This is a genomic window from Parafrankia elaeagni, from assembly GCF_000374165.1.
GTDB lineage: Bacteria > Actinomycetota > Actinomycetes > Frankiales > Frankiaceae > Parafrankia > Parafrankia elaeagni.
On sequence record NZ_KB893732.1, the window covers coordinates 23294 to 47694 of the forward strand.

General features: G+C 73.7%; 17 protein-coding genes. 7 read left to right on the forward strand and 10 right to left on the reverse strand.

What is annotated here, in order from left to right; genetic code table 11:
• Window positions 1-65 precede the first annotated feature (65 nt).
• Window positions 66-2210, forward strand: a complete 2145-nt coding sequence (locus tag B207_RS0118795) for a protein kinase domain-containing protein (RefSeq protein WP_035741259.1) — start codon at window positions 66-68, stop codon at window positions 2208-2210.
• On the opposite strand, the gene B207_RS34530 is transcribed toward B207_RS0118795, so the two are convergent.
• The 6 genes from B207_RS34530 to B207_RS0118825 form a co-directional block, all read right to left on the reverse strand.
• Window positions 2167-3021, reverse strand: coding sequence for a hypothetical protein (locus B207_RS34530; protein WP_018638129.1), 855 nt, complete (start codon window positions 3019-3021; stop codon window positions 2167-2169). The genes B207_RS0118795 and B207_RS34530 overlap by 44 nt on opposite strands.
• Before the next feature lie 195 nt (window positions 3022-3216).
• Entirely contained in the window at window positions 3217-5730 is a 2514-nt protein-coding gene (locus tag B207_RS0118805) for an FHA domain-containing protein (RefSeq protein WP_018638130.1), read from the reverse strand.
• A 620-nt stretch (window positions 5731-6350) separates the two neighbouring features.
• On the reverse strand, window positions 6351-7874 hold the full coding sequence (locus B207_RS0118810; RefSeq protein WP_230205103.1) for an LmeA family phospholipid-binding protein: 1524 nt from the start codon (window positions 7872-7874) through the stop codon (window positions 6351-6353).
• 382 nt (window positions 7875-8256) lie between these two features.
• A complete protein-coding gene (locus B207_RS0118815; protein ID WP_018638132.1) occupies window positions 8257-9057 on the reverse strand; it encodes an SDR family NAD(P)-dependent oxidoreductase in 801 nt (266 codons plus the stop codon).
• A 136-nt stretch (window positions 9058-9193) separates the two neighbouring features.
• Window positions 9194-9589, reverse strand: a complete 396-nt coding sequence (locus B207_RS0118820; RefSeq protein ID WP_018638133.1) for a hypothetical protein — start codon at window positions 9587-9589, stop codon at window positions 9194-9196.
• A gap of 53 nt (window positions 9590-9642) precedes the next feature.
• A complete protein-coding gene (locus B207_RS0118825) occupies window positions 9643-11361 on the reverse strand; it encodes an FAD-binding oxidoreductase (RefSeq protein ID WP_018638134.1) in 1719 nt (572 codons plus the stop codon).
• Window positions 11362-11498: 137 nt separating this feature from the next.
• Between B207_RS0118825 and B207_RS0118830 the strand changes: the two genes are divergently transcribed.
• Both B207_RS0118830 and B207_RS34535 read left to right on the forward strand, forming a co-directional pair.
• Entirely contained in the window at window positions 11499-12335 is an 837-nt protein-coding gene (locus tag B207_RS0118830; RefSeq protein ID WP_018638135.1) for a TetR/AcrR family transcriptional regulator, read from the forward strand.
• Window positions 12332-13966: a glycerol-3-phosphate dehydrogenase/oxidase gene (locus B207_RS34535; RefSeq protein WP_018638136.1), complete on the forward strand. Its 1635-nt coding sequence runs from the start codon at window positions 12332-12334 to the stop codon at window positions 13964-13966. Before B207_RS0118830 ends, B207_RS34535 begins: the two co-directional genes overlap by 4 nt.
• 62 nt (window positions 13967-14028) lie before the next feature.
• On the opposite strand, the gene B207_RS0118840 is transcribed toward B207_RS34535, so the two are convergent.
• Window positions 14029-15255: an acyl-CoA dehydrogenase family protein gene (locus B207_RS0118840; RefSeq protein ID WP_018638137.1), complete on the reverse strand. Its 1227-nt coding sequence runs from the start codon at window positions 15253-15255 to the stop codon at window positions 14029-14031.
• Between the two features lie 20 nt (window positions 15256-15275).
• The gene (locus B207_RS0118845; RefSeq protein WP_018638138.1) at window positions 15276-16448 is read right to left on the reverse strand and encodes an acyl-CoA dehydrogenase family protein; all 1173 of its coding nucleotides are present in this window, start codon (window positions 16446-16448) and stop codon (window positions 15276-15278) included.
• 557 nt (window positions 16449-17005) lie between these two features.
• On the opposite strand from B207_RS0118845, the gene B207_RS0118850 reads away from it, so the two are divergent.
• Together B207_RS0118850 and B207_RS39890 are read left to right on the forward strand one after the other, a co-directional pair.
• Entirely contained in the window at window positions 17006-18787 is a 1782-nt protein-coding gene (locus B207_RS0118850) for a glycerol-3-phosphate dehydrogenase/oxidase (protein ID WP_018638139.1), read from the forward strand.
• An 81-nt stretch (window positions 18788-18868) separates the two neighbouring features.
• Window positions 18869-19012: a GPGG-motif small membrane protein gene (locus tag B207_RS39890; RefSeq protein ID WP_198541930.1), complete on the forward strand. Its 144-nt coding sequence runs from the start codon at window positions 18869-18871 to the stop codon at window positions 19010-19012.
• A 31-nt stretch (window positions 19013-19043) separates the two neighbouring features.
• Here the strand turns inward: B207_RS39890 and B207_RS0118860 are convergent, their stop codons facing one another.
• Window positions 19044-20630, reverse strand: a complete 1587-nt coding sequence (locus B207_RS0118860) for a dihydrolipoyl dehydrogenase family protein (protein WP_018638141.1) — start codon at window positions 20628-20630, stop codon at window positions 19044-19046.
• 209 nt (window positions 20631-20839) lie between these two features.
• Between B207_RS0118860 and gnd the strand changes: the two genes are divergently transcribed.
• Window positions 20840-21862 (forward strand): phosphogluconate dehydrogenase (NAD(+)-dependent, decarboxylating), encoded by a 1023-nt coding sequence (gnd, locus tag B207_RS0118870; RefSeq protein ID WP_018638143.1) that lies wholly within the window; start codon window positions 20840-20842, stop codon window positions 21860-21862.
• A gap of 106 nt (window positions 21863-21968) precedes the next feature.
• Here gnd and B207_RS0118875 read toward each other — a convergent pair whose 3' ends face one another.
• Window positions 21969-22808, reverse strand: a complete 840-nt coding sequence (locus tag B207_RS0118875; RefSeq protein WP_018638144.1) for a L,D-transpeptidase family protein — start codon at window positions 22806-22808, stop codon at window positions 21969-21971.
• Window positions 22809-23213: 405 nt separating this feature from the next.
• Here B207_RS0118875 and B207_RS43150 point away from each other — a divergent pair, with 405 nt between their 5' ends.
• On the forward strand, window positions 23214-24371 hold the full coding sequence (locus B207_RS43150) for a hypothetical protein (protein WP_018638145.1): 1158 nt from the start codon (window positions 23214-23216) through the stop codon (window positions 24369-24371).
• The last annotated feature ends 30 nt before the right edge of the window (window positions 24372-24401 follow it).

A 24401-nucleotide genomic window follows, 5' to 3' on the forward strand; every position in this document is an offset into this window, starting at 1 on the left:
GATGCGCGGCAGAGGTGCTCCCGGGTGAGGCACCTGGCCCGCTACAGCATGTGAGGGTGGGCTCGATGTCATCGGAGGCCGGGATTCCGGCGGGGACCGTTCCGCTCGGTGCGGACGATCCTCGCGAGCTGGGTTCCTACCAGCTGCTCGGCAAGCTCGGCCAGGGCGGTATGGGCACCGTCTACCTGGGCCGATCGCAGCAGGGCCGGCTGGTCGCCATCAAGGTGATCCGGGCTGAGGTGGCGGACAATCCCGAGTTCCGGGCCCGTTTCTGGTCGGAGGCGGAGACCGCGCGCCGGGTCGCCCGGGTCTGCACCGCCGAGGTGCTCGAGGCCGCCCCGCACGCCCCCCAGCCCTACCTGGTGACCGAGTTCATCGAGGGCGAGACCCTGGCTCGGTTCGTCGCCCGCAACGGCCCGCTCGCGGACGCGAACCTGGAGCAGCTCGCGGTCGGTGTCGCGGCGGCGCTGACCGCGATCCACCGCGCCGGCATCGTCCACCGGGACCTCAAGCCGGCGAACGTGGTGCTCTCCCCGTTCGGCCCCCGGGTCATCGACTTCGGCATCGCCCGGGCGCTGGACTCTGCCTCCGGGCTGACCGGCGACCTGCAGCAGCTCGGCACACCCGCCTTCATGTCGCCGGAGCAGATCGAGGGCGGGGCGGTGACCCCGGCGGTCGACATCTGGGCCTGGGGCGGCCTGGTCACCTACGCGGCCACCGGGCACTACCCGTTCGGCGAGGGCAACGCGCAGGTGCTGCTGTACCGGGCGCTGAACGAGGAGCCGCGCCTCGACGGCGTCGACCCCGCGCTGCGCCCCATCGTCTGGCACGCCATGCGCAAGAACCCGACAGGCCGGCCCACCGCACAGCAGCTCATGCTGCGCCTGCTGGGCGACCCCACGGACGACGTCGACGCGACGATCGACCCGAGCGAGGTCACCAACGTTCTCCAGGGCTGGAACCTGCCGATCTCCCCCGCCGTTGGGGCGGGGCCCGCCGCGGCGGGCACAGGCGGCGGGTGGCAGGGCGGCGACGACCGGACGGTGGCCACCATGGCCGCGACCCGCGGCCCCGGCGCCACGGCCCACGGCCCCGGCTACGGCGCCGCGACGGGCGGGGGCCCCGGCCGGCCGGGCGAGGCCGCGGCGCCGGGGCCGCGGGTCGGCGAGGGCACCGGCCGGAACCGCCGGACCCCGGCCATCGTCGGTGCGACCGCCGCGGTCGCCGCCGTGGTGATCGCGGCCACGCTGATCGCCCTGGGCGGAGGTGGTGACGATGACAACGCGGCCAGCGGCTCGGAAGCGCCCGCGTCGCTGGCGCCCGGTGAGCTGCCGCGGTCCGCGGCTCCCCTCGACGAGGCCACGATGGTCTTCGCCAGCGACCAGAGCGGGAACTACGACCTGTACACCGGCCGGCTGCCCGACCAGGGCAAGCTGACCGACGTCCGCCCGATCACCACCACCGCCGAGGACGACCTCCTGCCCTCGGTCAGCAAGGACCGCAGGACGATTGTCTTCACCCGTCGGGAGGGCGCCGAGAACGCCCTGTACGCGGTGGCGGCGGACGGCTCGAGTGCCCCGGTCAGGCTCTTCACCAGCGGACTGGCCTCGAAGCTGACCATCGCCGACGACGCGCGGCCGTCGCTCTCGCCGGACGGCCAGTTCCTGGTCGTCCGCTCGACCACCGACCAGGACGGTCTGCCGAACCCGGGGCTGTACATCGTGTCGCTCGATGGCGCAGTCGTCTCTCGGCTCAACGCGGCGCCCCAGGCCACCGACCCCGCCTGGTCGCCCAGCGGCGAGCTCATCGCCTACTGGTCGTCGGAGACGGAGAGTGACCGAGGCTTCATCGTCACCATCCCCGCGCAGCCGAACTCGGTGCCCACTCCCATCACCAAGGGCGACGGCAACCGGGACGCCGACCCGACCTTCTCCCCCGACGGCCAGCGCATCGCCTTCAGCCGGGAGATCGACGGTGACCTGGAGATCTACCAGATGAACACGGACGGCACGGGCAGGGTCCGGGTCACCGCCGAGCCGGGGCGGGATCAGGACCCGGCCTACTCGCCGGACGGCAGCCGCCTGGTGTTCACCGGTGAGCGGGGCACGCCGGTCCGCCGGCTCTACCTCACCGACCCGGCGAACACGACCGATGCCGACATCCTTCTCACGGACATCCCGAGCTTTCACGTCCGCTGGGCGAACGGCTGACGGCCGCCGAGGGGGCGACCTGTCCCCTCCCCGACGATGCCCGCCGCATCGCGCCCGTGGGCGCGGTGACGGCGGGCATCGTCGTAGCTGGGCCTGGGCCGGCGGGAGCTCTGTCATCACGGGCCACGTCGGCACGGGCCACGTCGTCCGACGCCGTGACGGCGTCCAGCAGTCGCCAGTAGTCCGGGCCGCCGCCGGGCCCCGCGCCCTCGTCGTTGCGCCGCAGGACAGCGTCCTTGAAGGCCAGGAAGGCGGGCGAGGAGCGGGCCGGGCCGTCGCGGGAGCCGGCCGGCGGCGATGACGGGCCGCCCAGCCAGCCGAGGCGCAGCACGGCCCGCAGCATCGGCACCGACAGGCGCTGGTCCAGCCGCAGGACGATGTCCTGCAGGGTGCGGTGCGCCGCCGTGGCGGCGATGCCGCCCAGGTCGGTGAGATCCCGCGGCTCGACCGCCATCGCGTGGCGCCGGCAGCCGGCCCGGCGCCGGCCGGCCGCCACCGGATCGGCGAACGCGACGTCCACCGGCTCCTGTGGCGCCCACCGGGGCAGACCGGGGATGCCGTGCAGGCGTGCCGCGGTCAGCAGGCAGACCACGCCACCGGCGACCGCCAACGCGGCGCGGGCGTAGGCGCGCACCCGGTCGCGCACCGGGGGCACGACGAGCGCTCCGCGGACCGGTGCCCGCCAGCCACCGGAGCGCCGGCGCACCGTGATCGCCGCGTCGGACATGCCGAGCCGACGCGCCTCACACCGGGTGATCATGTCGTCCTGGCTGCGGGCCAGGGCGACGACTCGTTGATAGCTCTCGGGCATGTGCCGAGTCTGCGGTCCGCGCCGGCCGCCGGCAGAGGCGCGGCGCCTCCTGTGGACAACGCGATCCGGATCGGACCCCTGTCCACCGGGTCGGGTCCGCACGCGAAAGGGGGGCGGCGCCCGCCCGTGTCCGAGTTGGGCGCCGCCCCCCTTGTGCGGGAGACCGCGTGAGGTTGTGCGGGAGACCGCGTGAGGTCAGCGAGCGGTGGGAGCCGTCGGGCGGCGCTTCGAGGTCTTCGGGTCCATCCGGCGCACCAGGAAGGAGACGGCGATGACGCACACGACCCCGACGGCGAAGGCTCCGCCGATGTCGATCAGGAACTGCGTCGACGTGAACTGGTAGAGGGGGTCGGCCGGGAAGTCCGGGTTGATCTCCGTGCCGAAGCCGGAGATCGTGTTCAGGTCGATCACCGAGGCGAGCGCGGCGAAGCCCCAGCGGGCGGGCGCGATCCAGCTCACCTGCTCGAGGCCGGGCGTACCGTCCGCCGCGACCAGACCACCGGAGAACACGAGCTGGGCCATGGTGATGAGCACCAGCAGCGGCATCGTCTTGTCCGCGTTGTCGACCAGTGAGGAGATGACCAGGCCGAGCATCGCCGACGCGAGTGACAGCGCGATCACGGCGATCGCGGCTTCCAGGAAGGGGAACCCGAACAGGCCGTCACCCATCGGGCGACCGGCGATGCCGATGGTGGTGAACACCAGCGCCTGCAGCGTCGTGATGAGCGTGAGCACCACGATCTTCGAACCGATGTAGGCCGTTCGGGACAGACCGATCGCCCGTTCTCGGCGATAGATCGGTCTCTCCTTCACGATTTCTCGCACCGAGTTCGACATGCCCATGAAGCAGGCACACAGTGTCATCACCAGCAGTACCGTCGGCGCGTCTCTGTTCGGTCCGCCGTCAGACGCCGCTATCAGGTCTCCCGGAATTGCCCGTGGAATGGCCCCGAGCAGGAACGGGAAGGCGATGATCAGCCGTAGGTAGGACTTGTCCGACGCGACCACGGCCATCATGCGTCGGCTCAGCGTGATGAGCTGGGAGGCGACGGACTGCTGCCGGATGGACGGCAGGTCCTCCGGCGCGGGCCGGGCCGACGGAGCGGTGATCGAGGCGGGCACGAACCAGCGGGAGTTCCGGAACCGGGCCGCCGACTCCGCGCCCGGAGTCGCCTCCAGCGTCAGGAACACGTCGGGGTAGTCCTTGGCCTGGAAGAACTGCAGCGCGTCACCGGGCGGCCCGAAGTAGGCCACGTAGCCACCGGGCGCGAGGACGAGCACGTAGTCGCACAGGTCGAGCTGGGCGACGCTGTGCGTGACCACGACGACCGTCCGGCCGTCGTCCGCCAGCTTGCGCAGCGACTCCATGACGTTCTTGTCCATGCCCGGGTCGAGGCCGGAGGTCGGCTCGTCCAGGTACAGCAGGGTGGGCTTGGTGAGCAGCTCCAGGGCGACCGAGGTCCGCTTGCGCTGGCCACCGGAGAGCCGGGAGACCTGCGTGTTCGCGTGCTGGGTCAGGCCGAGCTCGGCGAGCACCTCGTCGACCCGCTGGCGGCGCTCCGCCTTCGTGGTGTCGGGCGGGAACCGCAGCTCGGCACCGAACTCGAGCGCCCGGCGGACGGTCAGCGAGGTGTGCAGGAGGTCCTCCTGCGGCACGTAGCCGATCCGGCGGCGCAGCTCGTCGTACTCGGAGTACATGTCCCGACCGGCGTAGCGGACGTTGCCCTTGTCCGCCGGGCGGAAGCCGGTCAGCGCGTTGAGCAGTGTCGACTTGCCGGCACCGGACGGCCCGACCACACCGAGCAGGGCGCGGCCGGGAAGCTTGAAGGTCATGTCGTGCATGAGCTGCTTCTCGCCGGCCCACACGTTCAGGGCGTCGGCCTCGAAGCTGACGTCGCCGGAGTCGAGGTACTCGACGAGCAGCTCGCCCTCGAGCTGGAACACGTGGTGACCGATGGCGATCACGTCGCCCTGGTTCACGTTGGTCCGGCTGATGCGGCGGCCGTTGACGAACACGCCGTTCGCCGACTCGAGGTCGGCGATCTGCAGCCCGGAACGGCCGATGTAGAGCTCGGCGTGCCGGCGGGAGGCCAGCAGGTCGGTGATGACGATGTCGTTGTCGCGGGCGCGGCCCAGCGTCATCGTGCCCGGCCGCAGCCGGTAGGTGGTCCGCCGCTCGTGCTCCTGGTCGAGGCTGGTCGAGCCGGAGGGCGTCTGCGCCGGGTCGTAGGCGGGACCGCCACCACGCCCACCGGGCGCGGTCTGCCCACCGGGCGCCCGGCCGCCGCCCTGGCCCCGGGTCGGCGCGGTCGGCTTCGGCGGCTGGTAGCCGCTGGAGCCCGGCAGCATGGTCTGCATGTCGTAGGAGCCCGGGTCGTAGTCGGACTCGTCGTACCCGCCGCGCTCGGCCGGGAACTCGGGCATGACCACGACCTCGGGGCCGCTCGGCGTGCCGAGGCGGAACCGGACCTCGCCGTGGACGGGCAGTGCCTCCGGCATCCGCTGGCCGTCGACCCACGTCCCGTTCGAGCTGATGTCGCGCACGGACCAGCCCCCGCCGGTCTGCTCGACGAGGAGGTGCCGCCGGGAGACACGGCTGTCGGCGATGACGTAGTCCGCGGTCCGGGCGCGGCCGATGATGAACTGCTCACCTGCCGGCACGGTGGCGGCACCGGCCTCGGTGACGACTCTCAGATACGTCGTCTGCACGTCTCTCCCCCTTCGCGACGGGACGCAGGCCGGGATGCCCCGCCGAAACCCTCATCAGCACGCCGTCCGGATCGGTCTCCGAACAGGACGGGCAACGGTGCCACCACCGATGGATCCTCACTACCTTGACCGATCTTGCGGGATGTCGCAGATCGTAGCGTCGTATGCCGACCTTGATCCAGCCCGGGTGACGCGAGCGCCGTCGAACGGACCGCTTCAGCCGATTCCGGAGCCGACACCTCTAACCTTCCTCACGTCGTTCGTTCACGTCCCGACGCCTTTCATATCGCGTCGGCAGCGGGTTCGTGACCGAGTGTGGTAAGTCCGGCACGGGGACCGGCGACGTGAGCGGGTCGGTGCACCACCGACAATGCCCGTCGGGAACACCTGGCACCTGCTTCTGTCGCCGATCCGACCCGCTACCGTACGCGCCCCCACGAGGGCCTGGGCGGCCGACCGCGGGGTTCGCCGGCGGGCCCGCGGCGACCACTGCGGGCATCGCCCCGCCGGGCCACGCCACCCTGACACCTCGACCACGAAAAGCGACATTCCCGAAACAGAGTGTAGCAAGCCGGGCGATCCGTCCAGATTGCCCCGATCCAGCGATCCGGTCCAGGACGTCACCTGTCGCCGGCCGGCTTGGGCGCGGCCGGCAGCACCACGTCCTTGGCTGTCGCGGTCAGCGACAGGCCGGTCGCGTCCGTCGACGCCTGGACGATGTTCAGATCGAACGGGAGCCCGGCGATCGGAATGGGAATCGACGGAAGACGCAGACCACCCGGAAGCGGGATGGTGGCGTTGATACCGCCGGCGAGCCCGATCTCCGACGGGACGAGGGTGAGCTCGTTGTTCTCGACCTCGAAGGTGGTCACGCCACTGATCTGCTGGCCGAGGAGAGAGCCCGCGATCTCGACCTTCTCGCCGCCGTCGACCGGCGTCACCTGGACAACGGGATCCACCGTCTCCAGGTAGGCGTTCAGGTCGTCATAGGTGATCCGCACCGTCGCCCGGACGTCGTCGACGGGCACCTCGCCGATGCTGTCGGAGAGCGCGTCACCCAGCGGCACGTGCACGCCTTTGAGATTCGCGTCGACCTCGGAGATCCGCGGCCCGGGCGTGGGAATTCCCTCGATGGTGACGCTGATGTCCTTGAACTTGCCGAACAGCACCTGGGTGAGAAACGGGAAACCGCCGATCGCGACGTTGCGCACCGTCGGCGGCGTGGCACCGGGTTCCAGGCTCTCCGCGACGCTGACCTCGACCTGCTTCTCCATCTGGTCCCTGGCGATCGCGACCGCGACCCGGTCGCCGACCACGAAGAGAACCAGCAGCAGCACGACGACGAACGCGAGGATCCGGCCCCGGCGACGCCTGCGTTTCGCGGGCGCCGGGCCGCCCGGAGCCGGCCGGGCACCACCTGGGCCGCCGGGCGGCTGCTGGGCACCGCCGGCGGGCAGCGGCCCGCTCTCCGCCCCGTAGGGACCGGACTCGCCGCCGTACGGGCCCGCAGCGCCGTTCCCGGCGAACACCGGGCGGACGTGGCCTCCGCTGTCGAGGTAGGTGCCGCCGGTGTGGGGAGCGCCCTCGCGCGGCCCGGACGCCGCGGGGTCGTAGCCCGGCCGACCACCGGCCCCGGGAGGTGGCTGGGCGTACCCGGCCGGCGGCGCGTACCCGGCGCCGGCCCCCGCGGGCGGCCCGTAGGCGGCGGAAGCGCCGGAAGCATCGGGGGCACCCGCGGCGCCGGGCTGGCCACCGGCCGCCTTCGGAGCCCGGCCCCGGCGGACCACCTGGGTCGCCTCACCGAGCAGCTGCGTGGCGCCCTCGCCCTCCGGCTCGTCCTCCGGATCACCGTCGGCGGGGCGAACCCGGCGGCCGGGGCGGAACGCGTCCGCCGGCGGCGGCGGGCCGGCGGGCCGGAAGGCCTCCGGCGGGGGCGGTGGAGCGTCCGGGGCGCCGGGGCGCGCCCGGCGCTGCACGTTCTCGGTCGGCCGGGTACCGCGTTCACCCGACTGCGCGGCGGATCCCCTGGGGGGCATCACATTGGTGGCGTCCGCGGGCTCCTGCCCGTCACCGCCGTGCCCGTGGTTCACCGGAACATCTCCCGCTCCGCGCCGCCGGGCGTCCGGCGTGGCGCCGCCTGTCACAGTCGGTCATCTCGAGTCCGACCTGCCGGCCGCCGTCCGAACCGCCGGCCCATCAGAGGATGGTCGCACGCGGAAGGGTCAGGCGACCCTGTCGGGTCCGATCACCTGTGTCTCGCACGTGTCGGATTTCCGACCCGGACGATTGTCGGTTACGCACCGTTCAGGAGCACCAGGAAGACCGCTCCGCTCCGATCACTTTCAGCAACTATGCCCTACGCTCCGCATACCCCGCGAACCCGGCCCGCCCTCTCGCCTCGCCGGCTCTCGCCCCGAGCGCCTCTGCTCGGATGTCACCGTCCGGAGGCCCCCGCCGGCCGCCCCGCCACATCCCGCCACGCCTCTCCTCTGTGCCTTCTCGCGACGTCACGGCCTTCTCGCGACGTCACGCCTCGAGCGGTAGCTGCGCGGCGCCGCGCGCACCCGCCCGCCGCGGCCCGGGGGCCAGCCGGAAGGCCGTCCCGCCCGGGGCGGCGAACGCCTGCCAGAAGTGGTCGGCCACCTCCTCGGGCCGCAGCGGCCCGACGGTACCGACCCGGCCATCCAGCACCACGGTGCGCAGTCGGACGCCCTGCGCCGCCAGCAGTGGCGCCATCGCCTCCCCCATCGCTGCCGCGCCCGCCTTCCCGACGGCCAGCGCGAACCGCCCGGCCGCCGGCTCACTGCGCGGGCCGGCGACCGTCAGCAGGATGGTCGCGCCCGGCCGCTCGGCCAGCAGCGGCGCCGCGATCTGCACCGCTGTCAGCGCCCCGGTCACGTTCACCGCCAGCGTCTGGTTCATCGACTCGGCGCGCACCGAGAAGGCCGTGCCCCGGATGCTCAGTTTGGCGTTGTAGACGAGCACGGTCAGCCCGCCGATCTCGGCAGCCACCCGCCCGGCGGCGGCGGTGAACGCCGCCTGGTCGGTGACGTCGGCGACGGCCCCGGCGACCGGATGATCGGCAGCCGCGAACTCGCCGGTCACTCGGGACACGGTCTCGGCCGACCGCGAGATCACTCCCAGCCGGAACCCCTCGGCAGCGAACCGGTGCAGCAGCGCCGTCCCGAAGGCGGCGCCGGGACCGACCACCATCAGGCCACGGCTGGAAGGCCCCACGGCCCCACCCGCCGGAACCGCGGGGGCCCCGGCACCTGCGGCGGAGGTCCTGGCGCCCGCGGCAGGTTTCGTGGCCGCGCCGTTGTCCATGCGCCCCATCCTGACGCGCGGGCGCTGCCGCCGCGCCGATATGGCCCGGATACGCGCGATCGCGCCTGGATGCCCGCGCTCAGTTCCCGTCCGGGCGCGCCCCGTCCCCGGCGGCCCGGACGGTGGATCGATCGCCCTACCAACGGCCGGCCGCCGGCGAGTCAGACGTCCGACGGTGCGCGCCGGCCTTCTGGCCACGGCCGCGGCCACGGCCGCGCAGGACGCGGCTGGAGGCCCGGCCGGTGCGCAGGCTGCGGGTCAGCAACGAGCGACGGCCCGGGTGGCGGCGGGCCCGGCGGTCGACCGGGCGGCCACCGACGACCGCCCGCCCGGCTCCCGGCCCGCCGACGGCACCAGCCGGGACCGCGGCGCCGGCAGCCGCGGCACCTCCGGCGGCCAGCCGCACCGCCGCCGCGTTCGCGGCCCGGGTCGGCGCGGCCGAGCGGTAGGCCACCGCGAGTGCCACCAGCACGACGGAGATCACCGCTGAGATCAGCAACAGCGCGACGATGACGGCAGCGAAAGTTCTCACCCACAATGGATACCCACCGCATCCATATGGTCACACCTCAGGCGGGCATCCCGTCACCCGCCCGGTGGCGGAACCGGGCCCGGCGGCAGCGAGACCAGGCCTGTCGGCGAGACCGGGCCTGTCGGCGGCACCAGGCCTGTCGGCGGCACCAGGACGCCCGGGTTGAGCACACCCGCCGGGTCCAGCACGGCCTTCACCGCCTGGAGGACCGCTACGCCGACCTCCCCGATCTCGGCGGCGAGCCAGGGGCGGTGATCCGTCCCGACCGCGTGGTGATGGGTGATCGTGCCGCCGCACTTCATGATCGCGTCTCCGGCGGCCTGCTTCGCGCGGCCCCAGCGGGCCATCGGGTCGGGGCCCTGCGCGCAGACGACAGTGAAGTACAGCGAGGCTCCCGCCGGGTAGACGTGCGAGATGTGGCACAGCACGACCGCGGGTGACCCGTCCGCCTCGAGGGCGCCGGCGACCGCGGCACGCACCCCCGCGTACAGGGCGGGGAGATCCGCCCAGTAGGCCGCCGTCTCCAGGGTCTCCGCGAGGATCCCCTCGTCGAGGAGGGCGTCGCGCAGGTAGGGCGCGTGGAAGCGGCCCGCGAGCCAGTCCTGGCCGGCCTGCTCCCCGAGGGGCTGGCCGCCGCCGGCGGCGATGGCTGCCTCGACAGCCACCGCGCCCCGGGCCACCGCCTCGTCATCCCCCTCGAAGCCGGTCAGCAGGTAGCACCCGCCGGCCGTGACGCCGGTGCCCGCGGTGACCGCGTTGGCGAGGCCGGCCGCCGTCTCCATCTCGTCGGAGAGCCGGCACACCGTGGGCAGCAGGTCCCGCTGGGCCAGTGCGCGGATCAGCTCGAGGCCGGTCGTCAGGTCCGCCACCCGCCAGCCGGTGTAGGTCCGCCGCGGCGGCGCCGGCCGTACCCGCACCGTCACCTCGGTGATCACCCCGAAGGCGCCTTCGGAGCCCAGTGCCAGCTGGCGCAGATCCGGGCCGGCGGCCGAGGCCGGGACCCGCCCCGGCGCCCAGGTGCCCACCGGCGTGGCCAGCCGCAGGCCGGTGACGAGCTGGTCGAACCGGCCGTATCCAGCCGAGGCCTGGCCACTGGAGCGGGTCGCGGCGAACCCGCCGACGGTCGCGTACTCCCATGACTGCGGCAGGTGGCCGAGGGTGAGCCCGTGCCCGGCGAGCAGGGCCTCGACGGCGGGCCCGCGCAGCCCCGCACCCAGCACCGCCGTCCCGGAGACGGTGTCGACGGCCACCAGCCGGTCCAGACGGCGCAGGTCGAGCGCGATGACGCCGGCCCAGGTCGACGAGGGCAGGCCGGGCGGCGCCAGGCCGCCGACCACCGACGTCCCGCCGCCGAACGGGACCACGACGACGCGATGCCGGGAACAGATCCGCAGCACCGCCAGGACCTCGTCGTGGTCCGCGGGGACGACGACGGCGTCCGGGGCGGCGGTGGCATCCCCTGCGCGCAGGCGCAGCAGGTCGACGGTGGACCGGCCTCGGCAGTGCCGCACCCGCGTCTCGCGGTCGGCCAGGACGTGCTCGGCGCCCACGGCGGCGCACAGCTCGCCGCGTATGTCCGCCGGCAGGCGCACCGGTGGCAGGGAGACGTCCGCGAGGGCGACCGGCGGGCTCGGGCGGGACGGGATGCCGAGCTGGCCGAGCAGGTCCCGGACGGCGCCCGGCAACGGCCGGTGCCGCTCCGCGGCCCCCCAGCCCCACCAGACCGGGTCAGCGGCCGGCTGCGGAGCGAGATGACCCGACTCGGACGCCATGGCAGCTCCCCGGCTTGACGGACCGATCGATACAGTGTGACAACTCAAGTCACAGTGTCACACGACCACGCGCCGGGCACTCCCCCACTGGCCGCCACCGGCCGGCACGGCGTGGCGGAACCGGGAGGAACAGGGCGATGACCGGACAGACCCGCTCCCGTCCCGCGCCGGTCGCCGTCGCGGACGAGGTGGTCCTCGACGCCGCCGCCGCGCTGCTGATGAGCGTCGGCGTCCGCCGGACGACCTTCACCGATGTCGCCCGCCGCGCCGGTGTCAGCCGGATGACCCTCTACCGCCGCTGGCCCGACCTGCGTTCCCTCGTCCGGGACGTGATGACACGCGAGTGGGGGCGGATCATCACGGCGACCGCCCCGCCCGGCACCCCCGGCACCTGGCTGCCCGCCGAGGCGGCGGCGAGGGCCTACCCGGACGCGCCCGACCCGGACCCGCCCGGCGCGGAGCGGGCCGGCGCGGAGCGGGCCGAGCTCGTGGGTTCCCTGGTCGCGGCCGCGCGGGCGTTCCGGGCGCACCCGCTCTTCGCGCGCATCACCGAGACGGACGGGGAACTGCTGGTCCCCTACGTCCTGGAACGGCTCGGCACGACCCAGCTGCTGGTCCTGGACCTCCTGCGCGACAGGCTCGCCGCGGCCCAGGCCACCGGCGCCGTCCGCACCGGTGATCCGGACGCGCAGGCACGGATGGTGCTGCTGGCGGCGCAGTCGTACGTTCTCTCCGCGGGCGCGATGGGTGACGAGGTCACCCGGGACGCGCTGGCACGCGAGCTGTACCTGATGGTGGACGGCTACCTGGCCCCGCCCCACGATCCCCTGTCCGGATCTCCGCCGCCCGAGGCTCCGCCGCCGACGCGGGGGGCACCGTCATCCCGGACCCGGCCGGCATCCCGGATCCAGCCGACGTTCCGGACCCGGCCGACCGAGCACCGGCCGCCCGAGCACCCTGGAGGTCCGTCATGACCGACCTGGCCAGCCCGCTCGCACGCTCGTCGCTCACCGCGGACCGCCGCGCCCGCGAACTCGCCGAGCTCGCCGGCGGAACGGTGGTGGATCTGCTGGTCGTCGGCGGCGGTGTCACCGGCGCCGGGGTCGCGCTCGACGCCGCCTCCCGCGGGCTGTCAGTCGCGCTGGTCGAAGCACGCGATCTCGCGTTCGGCACGAGCAGGTGGAGCTCGAAGCTCGTCCACGGCGGGCTGCGCTACCTCGCCTCCGGGGATGTCCGCCTCGCTCGGGAGAGCGCGGCCGAACGCGAGATCCTGATCCGCCGCACCGCCAGCCACCTGGTGCACCCGCTGCCGATGGTGCTGCCGCTCACCCGGGACGTTCCCGTCGGCGCGGCGCTGCTCGCCCGCGTCGGCCTGGGGTTCGCGGATCTGCTGAGGCGCGGGGTCCGGACCCCGAGCTCGGTGCTGCCCCCGCCGCGCCGGCTGTCGGTGGTCGAGACGTTGGGGATGGTCCCCGGCCTGCGCGAGGAGGGGCTGCGGGGCGGCCTGCTGTACTGGGACGGCCAGCTCGTCGACGACGCCCGCCTCGTCGTGGCGATCGCACGCACCGCGGCCGCGTTCGGCGCCCGGATCCTCACCCGTGTGCAGGTCCTCGCGGTCCAGAATCCCGTGTCGGGAACGGCGATCGGGGTCGGGGTCGGGGTCGGGCCCGCGGCCACCGCGGGGGCCGGGGCCGGGCCTGTCGAGGTCGAGGCGCTCGACACGCTCACCGGTCAGCCGTGCCGGCTGCGGGCCCGTACCGTGATCAACGCGACCGGCGTCTGGGCGCCGGTACTCGCCCCGGAGATCCGCCTGCGGCCCAGCCGGGGAACCCACCTGGTGCTGCCCGCGGCGGCCTTCGGCGGCACGCCGACAGCCCTGTCGGTGCCGATCCCCGGCGAGCGCAACCGGTACGCGCTCGTCCTGCCACAGGGTGACGGCCGGGTGTACGTCGGCCTGACCGACGTGTCGACGGACGAGGTCGTCGACCTGCCCGTGCCGGATCACGGCGAGATCACCCACCTGCTCAACGTCGTGTCCGGGGTGTTGGCCACCCCGCTCGACCGGGCTGACGTGCTGGGGTCGTTCGCGGGCCTGCGGCCGCTGCTGGACGGACCGGGTGGGCGCACCGCGGACCTGTCCCGACGGCACACCGTCCACATCGGCGCCAACCGGGTGATCACCGTGGTCGGCGGCAAGCTGACGACCTACCGGCGGATGGCCGAGGACGCGGTCGACGCCGCCGTCACGCAGGCCAACCTGGACGCCGGCCCCTGCCGGACCAGTCGGCTGCCGCTGGTCGGTGCCGCCCCGCGCCGCGCTCTCGCCAGCATTCCGGCGCCGCGCCGGCTGGTGGCGCGCTACGGCACCGAGGCCCCCGCGGTGCTGGACCTGGCCCGGGACGATCCGCGGCTGCTCGCCCCGGTCGCCGCCGGCGTCGACGTCACCGGAGCCGAGCTGGTGTTCGGCGTGCTCCACGAGGGCGCGCTCGACGTGGACGATCTGCTCGACCGACGGACCCGGGTCGGGCTCGTGCCCGCCGATCGCGCGGCCGCCCTGGACGCGGCCCGCAGCGCCCTGACACACCACACCGTGCGCACGGGCTGAGCCGGGGCCCGCCCGCTTCAGCCCGTGCGCGCACCACGGCTGCCGTCAGACCGTGGCAGCCGTCAGACCGTGGCAGCCGACGAGTCGGCGGCAGCCACCGTGTCGATGGTGAGGGCCGCGACACGCTCCAGGTGCGACGGCGGGTCACCGAAGGCCCCGTAGAGCCTGCGTGCCCGCTTGTAGAAGAAGTGTGTCTCGTGCTCCCACGTGTAGCCGATCCCACCGTGGTACTGGATCATCGCGGCGGTCGCGTCCCGGGCGGCCTGGCTCGCCTTGGCCTTCGCCACGGCGACCGCCAGCAGCAGGTCGTCGAGCTCGGCGTCGACCGCGTACGCGGCGTACATCGCGGCGTGCTCGGCCATCGTCACCGCGACGTGCAGGTCCGCGAGGTGGTGCTTGAGTGCCTGGAAGGAGCCCACCGGGCGCCCGAACTGGATCCGTTCCTGGTCGTAGCGCACGGTCCGGGTGAGGGCCTCCCGGGCGATGCCGGCCAGGTCGGCCGCGGTGAGCACCGCGCCGCGGCGGACAAGGTCCTCGAGGACGGCAGCCGACGAGCCGGGCAGCCGGCGGGCGTGCGCGCCCTCCAGCTTCAGCGCGGCGAGCCTGGTCGTCCCGTCGTAGCTGGTGAGCGGCTCGACGGTCACCCCCGCTGCCTGCGGGTCGACCAGGTACAGGCCGATGCCACCCGAGCCACCCGAACCGGCCGCCCCCTCGGCCCCGGCAGCCCCCGCCGCCGTGCCGGACTCGGTGGCGGCGACGACGACCAGGCCCGCGACAGCGAGGTACTCGACGGGCGAGGCGGCGCCGGTGAGCGCGCCCAGCGCACCGCCCGCCTCCCCCCCGGGCTCCCCCGCGACCGGGACGGCGCTCACCGTGACGCCGTCGGCGCCCCACCCACGGCCGGCGCCGCGCAGCGCCACCGTCGCGGCCAGGTCGCCGGCGGCGATGCGGGGCAGCAGCTCGGCGCGCTGCGCCTCCGATCCGGCGATCCGGACCGCTTCGCCTGCCAGCACGGTCGACAGCCACGGGCCGGGAACCACCCCGGCGCCGAGCGCCCTGGCCACCACCTGCGCGTCGAGGATGCCGAGCCCCAGCCCGTCGTACTCCTCGGGGACGCAGACGGCCAGCCAGCCCTGCTCGCCCACCGCCTTCCACAGCTCTGTCGGGTGGCCGTCGCCAGCAGCGTCCTCGAACACCGCACGCACCGCGGTGAGGTCGAATCGGTCGGTCAGAAAGTCCCGGACGGTGTCGCCCAGGGCCCGCTGTTCGTCAGTCAGCGCGAAGAACACGTCAGTCGTCCCTTCAGGGCTCAGCGAGGCAGGCCGAGCACACGCTCGGCGACGATGTTGCGCTGCACCTGGGACGACCCGCCCCAGATCGTGACGGACCTGCTCCAGAACCCCTCGGCCTGCAGGGCGGTCAGGTCGAGGCCGGCGACCGGCGACCCGATGGCGATGTCGGAGCCGAGCAGGTCGTCGAAGGTCTCGAAGAGATCCTGGTACGTCTCGGACCACTGCAGCTTGGTCATCGACGACTCGGAGCCGAGATCGGCGCCCTGCTCCACCCGGGTCAGGACGTGCATCGCGTGGTAGCGCAGGCACTCCAGCTCCACCAGGCGCTGAGCGAGCTCCTGGCGCAGCACCGGCTCCTGGTCACGCCCCAGCACCCGGGCCGCGCGGACGATCTCGTCGTAGGCACGGCGGAACGACGTGTACTGAAGGATGCCGGAGGCGCCGCGCTCGAAGGAGAGCAGCAGCATCGCGGTGGCCCACCCGTTACCCAGGCCGCCCAGGCACTCGGTGGCGGGGACCCGTGCGTTGGTGAAGAACACCTCGCCGAACTCGGTAGCCCCGCTCATCTGCCGCAGCGGCCGGGCCTCGACCCCGTCCTGGTGCATGTCGATGAGGAGCATCGAGATGCCACGGTGGCGCTGGCTGCCCGGCTCGGTGCGCACCAGGGCGAAGATCCGGTCGGCGTGGATGGCGTTCGTCGTCCACACCTTCTGCCCGTTGACGACGATGTCCTCGCCGTCGGCGACACCCGATGCCCGCAGGGCCGCGAGGTCGGAGCCGGCGTCCGGCTCGGAGAAGCCCTGGCACCAGATGACGTCGCAGCGCAGCAGCGGACGGATGATCTCGCGTTTCTGTTCCTCGGAGCCGATCGCCATGATGGTCGGCGCCAGAAACGCCAGCCCCAGCGAGTTCACGGTCGACGGCGCCCGGGCGTGCGCCATCTCCTCGTCGTAGATCGCCTTCATGCCGGGGGTGCCGCCGCGGCCGCCGAACTCGGTCGGCCAGTCGATACCGGCGAACCCGGCGTCGAACTTCCGTCGCTCCCACTCACGGCGCAGCTCGAAGGCCTCCGCGTCGGGCACGGTGGCCCAGAAGCCGGGCTCGCGCCAGGTGCTGGGGAGGTTGTCGGCCAGCCAGCCCCGGAGATCCGCGCGGAAGGCTTCCTCCGCGGCAGAGAACGTCAGGTCCATGTCGTTTCTTCCTCCGGGTCAGGTCGTACCGGGCCGCGCCGACAGGGTGCGACGGAGCACGTCGAGATCGGATCGATTCGCGCACAAGCATGCCCTATCCGTGTTCCTCATGCGGCCTGCCGTGATGCCGTCCGCGGGCCGAGACAATGAGTGGCACGAATTCCACCGGTTCCGGCGCAGCCCGTAGCCAGCCCGTATTCCGGCGACCGTTCCTGCCCGGCCACCGAAAGACATGCCTGGCGGATGACATGAGGGACACCCACGGAACGTGCGGCGAACCGCGGCTCGGGGCAGGCCGCGGCCGACACGCGCGTCGCATCCGACGTGTCGGACATGTCGGATGTGGGTGCGCTGGGCATCATGGACCCTGACGCACCCGCGGCGCCAGCGGACCCCACCCGGTCGGCGCCCGATATCCACCCGCCGTTCATCTCACCGTGAGCGGCGGGAACCAACTGCCGGCACGATGGGTGGCGGGTCCGGCAGCACGGGCCCGGCACCGACCGCAGAACAGCGGACCGCAGGACCGCCCACGGTCGAAGGGGGATGCACACGCGATGACCGGTACCGCACGCCTCGATCCCGCCAGCCGGGCTGCCGCGCTGCGGCGCATGCGCGCCGAGCCCGTGGACGTCGTCGTGATCGGCGGCGGAGTCACCGGCGCCGGCGTGGCGCTGGACGCGGCGACCCGGGGCCTGTCGGTCGCCCTACTGGAGGCGCGTGACCTCGCCGCCGGCACGTCCAGCCGGTCGAGCAAGCTGATCCACGGCGGCCTGCGCTATCTGGAGCAGCTCAACGGCACACTGGTCCGCGAGGCGCTGCGCGAGCGCTCGCTGCTCCTGGAGACCCTCGCGCCACACCTGGTCAGTGCCATTCCGTTCCTGCTTCCGCTGACCCATCACGGCTGGGAGCGCGCCTACATCGGCAGCGGCGTCCTGCTGTACGACACGCTGGGACAGGGCCTCGGGCGCATCGCGCCCAGGCCGGGTGGGGACGGTGGCGCCCCCCGGAACGGGGGTGTTCCGCTTCACCGCCATCTCACCCGCAAGGCGGCGCTGCGCGAGTTCCCGTCGCTGCGGCCGGATGCGCTCGTCGGCGCCATCCAGTACTGGGACGGGCAGGTCGACGACGCGCGGCACACCATGTTCGTGGCCCGCACCGCCGCCCGGTACGGCGCCCTGATCGCCACCAGCGCCCAGGTGACGGGGCTCGTCCGGGAGGGCGACCGGGTCGCCGGTGTCCGGGTCCGCGACCTGGAGAACGGTGTCGACCTCGAGGTTCGCGCCGCCCAGACGATCAATGCGGCCGGGGTGTGGACGGACGACATCCAGGCCATGGTCGGGGGGCGTGGACGGCTGTCGGTGCGAGCGTCCAAGGGCGTGCACATCGTGGTGCCGCGCGACCGGGTGCACGGCTCCACCGGGCTCATCCTGCGGACCGAGAAGAGTGTCCTGTTCGTGATCCCGTGGGGCAGCCACTGGATCATCGGCACCACCGACACCGAGTGGAACCTCGACCTTGCCCACCCCGCCGCCACCAGCACGGACATCGACTATCTGCTCGACACCGTCAACAAGGTGCTGCGCACGCCGCTGACGGCCGAGGACATCGTCGGCGTCTACGCGGGCCTGCGGCCGCTGCTCGCCGGCGAGTCGGACGAGACCTCCCAGCTGTCCCGCGAGCACGCGGTGATCCGGCCCGTCCCGGGCCTGACGATGGTCGCCGGGGGCAAGTACACGACCTACCGGGTGATGGCGGCCGACGCCGTCGATGCCGCGGCGGAGGGCATGAGCGGGGCGGTCGCGCCGTCCTGCACCGAACGGGTGCCGCTCCTCGGCGCGGACGGCTACCCGGCGCTGTGGAACGCCCGCGAGCGCCTCGCGCGGACGTCCGGGCTGCACGTGGCTCGGGTCGAACACCTGCTGCGCCGGTACGGCACGCTGGTGGAGGAGGTGCTGGATCTCGTCGCGGCCCGCCCCGAACTCGGGCGGCCGCTGCCGGGAGCGGCCGCCTACCTGGCCGTCGAGGCGGTGTACGCGGTCTCGCACGAAGGGGCGCTGCACCTGGAGGACGTCCTCACCCGGCGGACCCGCATCTCGATGGAGACCGCCGACCGTGGGCTCACGGCGGCACCCCACGTCGCCGAGCTGATCGCCCCTGTCCTCGGCTGGAACTCCGAGGCGGTGGCCCGGGAGACCGACCACTACCGGGCGCGGGTGGCCGCGGAGATCGAGTCCCAGCGGCAGCCCGACGACCGGGCCGCGGATGCCGCGCGGCTGGATGTTCCCGACGTGCGGCCGCTGGTGCAGGAGAACCGCGGAGCCGCCACACCTGCCTGATCCTGCCTGACCGATCCGGGCCGCGCGGAATCCCACAGCGCCGCGAGGTTTTGTCGACCGGCCAGGAGGAACGAGATGACCATGGAACTCATCCTGTGGCTGATCGCCGTCGTACTCGTGGTCGGGGGCATTGTCTCGCTGGTCCGGGGCGCAATTCTGTATGGCATCGCGCTCATTGTCATCGGTTTGCTCGTCGGCCCCGGTGGTGTCTCGGTCTTCACCTGATGGCCGACGATTTCAGGGCCGGAGAATCGACTCAGAGCCCGTAGGCCTCGAGAAGACGCAGCCACACCTCGCTCACCGTGGGAAAGGACGGCACCGCGTGCCACAGGTCCTCCAGTGGGACGGCACCGGTGATGGCGATGGCCGCGGCGTGCACCATCTCCTGGGTGTCGTGGCCGACGAAGGTCGCGCCGACCAGCACCCGCCGGGCGACGTCGACCACGATCTGGGATGTGCCCACGGCGTCGGTGCCGCGCACGGAGGACCCGGCGACCGATGCGGTCGGCACGGCCACGGCCCGGACGTCGAGGCCCGCCTCGCGGGCAGCCCGTTCGGTCCGGCCGACCGCGCTGACCTGCGGGTCGGTGAAGGTCACCCGGGGGACGACGTCGGGATCGGCACGATCAGCGGCCGGCCTGCCCGCCGGGTCGGCCCGGCCGCTGATCACGTCGGCGGCCACCCGGGCCTGGTACTTGGCCACGTGTGTCAGCAGGGCCCGGCCGTTGAGGTCTCCCACCGCGTAGAGCCAGTCGCCGGCCACTCCGGTCACCCTCATCCGGGTGTCGACCTCGACGAAACCGTGGTCGGGCAGCCCGACCGCGGACAGGCCCAGATCGGCCGAGGCCGCCGTCCGGCCGACGGCGACGAGCAGCTCGTCGGCGACGATCCGGTCGGGGCTGCCGGCGTCGTCGAGGCCCAGCACGACGGGACCACGGGATGGACCACCAGCCGCCCGCGCGGGTCGGCCGCCGGGCTCGGCCCAGGGCGTACTCCCGGGCCCGGGCGCGCCACCGCCGTGGGGTGCGCCCTCCCGCCGGACGGACACCGCACGGCGGCCGGTGAGGACGGTGATGCCCTCCGACTCGAAGGCGGCGCGCACCTCGCCCCCGGCGAACGGCTCCTCCCTCGCCAGCAGCCGCGGCCCGCCCTCGACGACGGTCACCTCCTCGCTGCCGAGCCGCCGGAACGCCTGGGCGAGCTCGGCGCCGACGGCGCCGCCGCCCAGCACCGCGAGCCGGCGGGGCACCGCCCGCGCACCGGTCGCGGCCCGGTTGTCCCAGGCCTCGGCCTCGGCCAGGCCGGGAATCGGCGGCAGTGTCGCCCGGGTGCCCGTGGCGAGCACGACCGCGCGGGCAGCGGCGAGCACGTGCTCCGCGCCACCCGGCCCGCGCACCGCGACCCGGCGCTCACCCACGAGCCGGCCCACCCCGCGCACGAGCTGGATGCCCTTCTCACGCAGCCAGGGGACCTGGCCCTCGTCGGAGTAGTCGCCCACCATCTCGTCGCGGCGGGCGAACGCACCGGCCGCGTCGGCACCACCGGTCACGGCCGCGGCCGCCCCGGGCGTGGCCCGGGCCGCCGCGAGGAGCTCACCCGGCCGGATCAGGGTCTTGCTGGGGATACACCCCCAGAAGGAGCACTCGCCGCCGACCCGCTCACGTTCGACGACGGCGACCGTCAGGCCGGCGTCCGCGCAGCGGCCCGCGACCACCTCGCCCGCGGGACCGGCACCGATCACGACGACGTCGACCTGGCCCGGCGTGCCAGCCTCGCCCGACGTGCCAGCCCCGCTCCGGGTGCCCGGCGACCCGGCGGCGCCGGGCCCGTCCAACCTGCTCATGGGTACGTCCCTCCGCACTGGCACCGACACCGCGAGCCACCCTCTCACGCCGGGCCGTCAGGTCCGGCGCCGCGCACCCGGGCACCCAGGCCCTCGGTGTGTGCCCGGTCCGTGACCCAGGCCGCGCTGTCGAGTCCCGGTACGGACGGCAGGATGGACCACGAGGACCTCACCTTCGACCGGTCCGTGCAGGACCACCGGGAGTTCAGATGCAACTCGGAATGATCGGACTCGGCCGGATGGGCGCGAACCTCGTTCGCCGGCTTATGCGCGACGGGCACGAATGTGTGGTCTATGACGTGAATTCCGAGGCGGTGAAGGCCCTCGCCGGCGAGGGCGCGGTGGGCACCCACACCCTGGCCGAGTTCGCCGCGGCTCTGCGCACCCCGCGCGCGGCCTGGGTAATGGTCCCCGCGGGCATCACCGGGCAGACCGTCTTCGAGCTCGCGGAACACTTCGAGGCCGGCGACATCATCATCGACGGCGGCAACTCCTACTACCGTGACGACGTCGACCGGGCCGCGAAGCTCGCCGAGCGCGGCGTCCACTACGTCGACGTCGGCACCTCCGGCGGAGTGTTCGGCCTGGACCGCGGGTACTGCCTGATGATCGGCGGCGAGCCCGAGACCGTCGCCCGCCTGGAGCCGCTGTTCGAGACCATCGCCCCCGGGGTGGGCACCGCCCCGCGCACGCCCGGGCGCACCGGCGAGGTCACCCAGGCCGAGAAGGGCTACCTGTACTGCGGGCCCAACGGCGCCGGCCACTTCGTCAAGATGGTCCACAACGGCATCGAGTACGGCATGATGGCGGCGTTCGCCGAGGGCCTGGCCATTCTCGACAAGGCCGACATCGGCCGGGCGCAGGCGGCCGGCCACGACGCCGAGACCACCCCGCTGGCCCATCCGGAGTACTACCAGTACGACTTCGACATCCCGGCCATCGCCGAGGTCTGGCGGCGCGGGAGCGTGGTCAGCTCCTGGCTGCTCGAGCTGACCGCGACCGCGCTGGTCGAGGACCCGGAGCTGGCCTCGTTCGGCGGCCGGGTCTCCGACTCCGGCGAGGGCCGCTGGACGGTGCTGGCCGCCGTCGAGGAGGGTGTTCCCGCGCATGTGCTGACCGCGTCGCTCTACGAGCGGTTCAGCTCCCGCGGCGAGTCGCTGTTCGCGGACAAGCTGCTCTCGGCCATGCGCAAGCAGTTCGGCGGCCACGCGGAGAAGAAGGCGGAAGGCTAGGGCAGGCCGGCTGGAGCCGGGCTGCCGCCGGCGGGCCAGGCCAGCTCCGGCCTGGCCTCGGCCGGCCGGCCGGCCGAGGATGCCCGCCGGTCCGGCAGCGCCCGGCTCAGCCGGCGGTGGCCTCGATGCTCGCCCGGTCCCCCATGATGATCATGGGCTGGCTGCTCGGCGTCAGCCAGTGCAGCACTGCCTCCATCGAGGCCTGGGGAAGGCTGATGCAGCCCCTGGTGGGCGTGTTGTGATCGACGTGCAGCCAGATGTCGCCGCCGGCACCTGCCCCGAGCGGGCGGGTCGGGTCCGACGGCGGATGGCCGGGCAGGCGGTTGTAGTCGATCGCCACCACGTAGTTGAAGGCCTCGGCCATCGGATCTCCGGCATGGCTGCCGGCCTGGTAGAAGGACGGGCGGAACTCGTACGGCAGGGCGGTGCCCGGGTCCGGGTGGCGGCCCCCGGCGGCGGTGAGACTGAACACCCCGACGGGGCTGCTCCGGTCGCCCTCGACGTGGGCGTGCGTCCACCCGTTGGCGCCGTTGCGGCCCGCGATCTCCGCTCCGACCGCCGTCCACGGGGCATCCGCGGCCGCCCGCTGCCAGCGGACCACACGGTTCACCGTCGCGGACGCGTCCGCTCCGGTGACCACGATGACCTGACGGGTCGCCGCGGGGATCCGCGACATCATCAGATCACCCACGCCCGGAATCGCGCCGACTGCCATCTCCCCGACCGCGCCTTCTTCCTTGGGGTCCGGGACGCCGCGCGCCGCCCGTGCCGCCGACCCGGCGGCGGACGGGTCCGTCGGCGGCGACGTGGCGGGAGGCGACTGGCTGCGGGCGGCCGTCGCGGACATCTCCGGGTCCTGGCCGGACCCGGTCACGTGCAGTGCGCCGGCGACGCCCACAGCCAGGGTCGCGCCCACCGCGGCCAGACCGATCGCGATGGACTGCACGGGAACCCGGCCGTCACGACCGCCCCTCGTGCGGCGGCTCTCGGACCGCCCGGACCTTCGGTGTGTCGCCATTCCTCCGACTTCCAGGCCGACGCCGCGCCTCACCGGCCACCTGACGAACCCCTGCGGCTACCACCATCACATGCACAACCGCGATGGTGTGTGGCACCACGCCCGCACCATCGCCGAACCTGTCGGTCGCACACGATACGGGCCTGGCGCGCGCCGACCATCACCAGCGTCCGGGCGACCAGGGCCCGCCGACGCGGGGTCGATACCGGATGACGTGGGAACCAGCGGCGGAATCACCTGGACCAGGCTCCCGCGGCACCACCCGGAGACCGGTTATCCACAGACCGCAAACCACCGTAGACACAATGGACGAACAACGGTCATCGTCTGACCATGGCCCCCAGCCCCGGCCGACTCTCCTGGCGGGAGATCGCCGACCTTCAGTCAGGTGTCATCAGCGAGCACGACGCGATCGTCGCGGGCCTCACCCGGGCGGACATCCGGGCCCGGGTCCTCGCTGGCGCCTGGCGGCAGCCCGCCCGCGGTGTCCTCATCACGGCAGTCGGCGGGCCACCCCGGCTGCAGCAGGCCTGGGCGGCCCTGCTCGCCGGCGGCCGGGGCGCGGTTCTCGGCGGCGCCACGGCCGCCGCCCTTGACGGCCTGACCGGTCACGACCACGACGTCGTGACCGTGCTGATCCCGCCGGAGCGCCGGTGCGCGCCGATGCCCGGGGTCGTCTTCCGCCGTTCCTCCCGGCTGTCCGGGGCGGACATCCACCGCACGCGGCTGCCGCCGCGCACCGTCCCGGCGCGCTCCGTGGTCGACATGGCCGAGTGGTCCGGGGAGCGCGAGCATGCCCGCACCCTGATCGTCGACGCGCTGCGGCAGGGCTTCGTCACCGTCGACACGATGCGGCGGGCGATGGCCGGGCGGGGCCCGATCACCCGCCGCACTCTGATCGGCGACACGCTCGACGACGCGGCCCGGCGGACCCCGCGGATGCTCGCCCAGCTGTACCGGCAGATCGAGCTCGCCTTCGCCCTGCCCGCCGGCCGCGCGCTGGCGGCGGACTCCGCCGACGCGCCGACCGGTCGGCTGGACGTCTGGTACGGGCCCTGGCGGCTGCTCGTGCGCATCGGCCAGTCGGGCCCGCGCCAGGCCCGCCCAGCCGGCCGGCTGGTGCTGGCCATCCCCACCGAGCGGCTGTGGCAGGCACCGGAGGAGGTCGCGGCGCTCGTCACGGCAGGGCTCGGCAGCCAGGTCCCGGCCGGGTCCGCGGTGTCTGGGGCTTCCGACCCGGGCCTGCCGGAGCCGACACCCGGCCCGGGAACGCCGGGAACGCCGGGCACGCCGCGTGAGACGGACGAAACGAACGAACGTGATGAGACACGCCGGGAATGGCACGAACCGGTGCGTGACGAACCAGGCGAAGGTGACCAAGGGGGTGGCGGAGGGCAGCTGCCTGCCGTAGCGTCGAGGCAGATGCGGGAGCTTCCACCCTGGGGGGCTGAGAGGGCGGCCGGGCAACGGCCGGTGCCGCCGACCGCCTGAACCTGTCCGGGTAATTCCGGCGTAGGGAGT

What these genes read in the sequence shown, in the direction of transcription:
- B207_RS0118795 (WP_035741259.1), top strand. Translation starts at nt 66, where the DNA reads ATGTCATCGGAGGCCGGGATTCCGGCGGGGACCGTTCCGCTCGGTGCG.
- B207_RS34530 (WP_018638129.1), bottom strand. Translation starts at nt 3,021, where the DNA reads ATGCCCGAGAGCTATCAACGAGTCGTCGCCCTGGCCCGCAGCCAGGAC.
- B207_RS0118815 (WP_018638132.1), bottom strand. Translation starts at nt 9,057, where the DNA reads ATGGACAACGGCGCGGCCACGAAACCTGCCGCGGGCGCCAGGACCTCC.
- B207_RS0118825 (WP_018638134.1), bottom strand. Translation starts at nt 11,361, where the DNA reads ATGGCGTCCGAGTCGGGTCATCTCGCTCCGCAGCCGGCCGCTGACCCG.
- B207_RS0118830 (WP_018638135.1), top strand. Translation starts at nt 11,499, where the DNA reads ATGACCGGACAGACCCGCTCCCGTCCCGCGCCGGTCGCCGTCGCGGAC.
- B207_RS34535 (WP_018638136.1), top strand. Translation starts at nt 12,332, where the DNA reads ATGACCGACCTGGCCAGCCCGCTCGCACGCTCGTCGCTCACCGCGGAC.
- B207_RS0118845 (WP_018638138.1), bottom strand. Translation starts at nt 16,448, where the DNA reads ATGGACCTGACGTTCTCTGCCGCGGAGGAAGCCTTCCGCGCGGATCTC.
- B207_RS0118850 (WP_018638139.1), top strand. Translation starts at nt 17,006, where the DNA reads ATGACCGGTACCGCACGCCTCGATCCCGCCAGCCGGGCTGCCGCGCTG.
- B207_RS39890 (WP_198541930.1), top strand. Translation starts at nt 18,869, where the DNA reads ATGGAACTCATCCTGTGGCTGATCGCCGTCGTACTCGTGGTCGGGGGC.
- B207_RS0118860 (WP_018638141.1), bottom strand. Translation starts at nt 20,630, where the DNA reads ATGAGCAGGTTGGACGGGCCCGGCGCCGCCGGGTCGCCGGGCACCCGG.
- gnd (WP_018638143.1), top strand. Translation starts at nt 20,840, where the DNA reads ATGCAACTCGGAATGATCGGACTCGGCCGGATGGGCGCGAACCTCGTT.
- B207_RS43150 (WP_018638145.1), top strand. Translation starts at nt 23,214, where the DNA reads ATGGCCCCCAGCCCCGGCCGACTCTCCTGGCGGGAGATCGCCGACCTT.